5 protein-coding genes are annotated in these 1523 nt (G+C 65.5%); all 5 read right to left on the reverse strand.

Features of this window, described 5'->3' with window-relative positions:
- Positions 1-21 precede the first annotated feature (21 nt).
- Complete coding sequence (locus LX12_RS21680) at positions 22-252, reverse strand: hypothetical protein (protein WP_253656695.1); 231 nt, start codon at positions 250-252, stop codon at positions 22-24.
- Positions 249-680 carry a WhiB family transcriptional regulator gene (locus tag LX12_RS21685; protein WP_253656696.1) on the reverse strand — a complete coding sequence of 144 codons (432 nt, stop codon included), beginning with the start codon at positions 678-680 and terminating at the stop codon, positions 249-251. Before LX12_RS21685 ends, LX12_RS21680 begins: the two co-directional genes overlap by 4 nt.
- A gap of 9 nt (positions 681-689) precedes the next feature.
- Positions 690-1019 (reverse strand): hypothetical protein, encoded by a 330-nt coding sequence (locus LX12_RS21690; protein ID WP_253656697.1) that lies wholly within the window; start codon positions 1017-1019, stop codon positions 690-692.
- A 70-nt stretch (positions 1020-1089) separates the two neighbouring features.
- Positions 1090-1314: a hypothetical protein gene (locus LX12_RS21695; RefSeq protein WP_253656698.1), complete on the reverse strand. Its 225-nt coding sequence runs from the start codon at positions 1312-1314 to the stop codon at positions 1090-1092.
- Positions 1304-1523: hypothetical protein (locus LX12_RS21700; RefSeq protein WP_253656699.1), on the reverse strand; the 220-nt coding region annotated here is incomplete at its 5' end. The genes LX12_RS21695 and LX12_RS21700, both read right to left, overlap by 11 nt.

The raw sequence follows: 1523 nt of genomic DNA on the forward strand, positions 1-1523 counted from the left end.
AGTTGGCGTAGCGGCTGCGTCTCATGCCACCCCGAGCCATGCGGTGAGGTCGCCGACGCTGCGGTCATCGGGGACCATGCCGGCGAGCGCGATGATGAGTGCGGTCTGCCAGCCGACACCGCCCATCGTTTCGGCGGTGCGCACGGCGTCGAGGAACTGGTCGGGCTGGTCGTCCCGGACGGCGATCACGATCTGCATGGCGGGTGGGATCATCGCGTCAACAACCTGATGCCGGTACGGGGTGTTGTTCATGACGCGGCCTGCTCGGCGGCTTTGCGTGCCCGCCGCTCGGATGCGCGGCGCCGCTCAGCTTCCCGGCAGCGCAGGCACGGCTCTTCGTTGTTGTAGCGGTGCCGGTCGTATGCGGCTTTCGTTCCGCACTCTTTGACCGCTCTCGTTCCGCCCTGCGGTGGCGTGTAGTCGACGCCGGCCTTGTCCGCGATGCGGCGGAGGGCTGCGGCGCGCACATTGTGGGTGGGCGAGAATGCTTCCCCGGCCCACACGCCGCACTCGGGTCGCTGCTTCAGCGTGTACAGCCGGCACTCCTGGATCACAGGGCAGGTGTTGCGGCACTTCGTCATCGCATCGCGGGTAAGACGACTGCCTGGTCTCTCGTCTTCGGCGAGGAACAGTTGGTCGTGGCCGATGCAGGCGGCCTGTTGCATCCATGCGTCTTTCACTGGTGGTCCTTAGATCTCGATGTCTGTGACGGCTTCGGCGACGACGCAGATGGTCAGCGCGATGCCGATGAGGGTGGTGGCTGTGATGCCAGCGGTGATCAGCACGTATTTGGCGCAGCGAATCCACCGGCCGCCGTCAGGGTTGCCGCACGTGCACACCCCGCCCAGGACACGGTTGTGGTGCAGGAGGTGGGAACGGTGGATGTAGCGGGTCATGACGACCACCAAGGCCGGCAGCGCATGACCCAGTACCGCCAGTGAACTCGCGCGTTGATCCGCCAGACCATCGCCGCGTACCGGAGCCGGGGCATCCCGCGCAGCCTTGGATTGCCGCAGCAACCTGGCGCGTCACAGCGGTAGTGATCCAGCGTCTCGACGCAATCCGGGTGGTCGCACCCTTCCAGCCCGCTCATGCCGCCTCCTGCCCGTAAACGAACCGGGTGGCACGCTCCACAACGTCAGCGACAGGGCCGACGAACACGACACCGACAGTTATCCCGGCGCGTATCAAACGAATCTCGCTGTCGCTGTCCTCGGGGCGTTGAAGGTTCGTCAGCACCGCGTAACCCTGTTCCCAGGCCGTCTCGACGAGATGCACGAGATCCCAACCCAACTTGCATCTGTCAGCACTCATCGCGAACGCCCCTCTTCGCGGCCATCTGCACCAACTCTTCGAGCGCGAACTCCCAGTCGATGTAGCAGCGCAGCAACGTGTTCCCGGCGTAGATGTGCCAGCAGTAGGCGATCTCCCGGCCGCAGTCGTGCACACCGTCAGTGGGATGCGACCGCAGCGACAGGCGTGAACACTGCAACCGAGCTGCCTCAGCGATCCCCGGATCAGGG

The organism is Williamsia serinedens (genome assembly GCF_024171725.1).
Lineage (GTDB): Bacteria > Actinomycetota > Actinomycetes > Mycobacteriales > Mycobacteriaceae > Williamsia_A > Williamsia_A serinedens.

Excerpts from the sequence above, each read along its gene's own strand:
- LX12_RS21680 (WP_253656695.1), bottom strand. The coding sequence starts at position 252 with ATGAACAACACCCCGTACCGGCATCAGGTTGTTGACGCGATGATCCCA.
- LX12_RS21695 (WP_253656698.1), bottom strand. The coding sequence starts at position 1,314 with ATGAGTGCTGACAGATGCAAGTTGGGTTGGGATCTCGTGCATCTCGTC.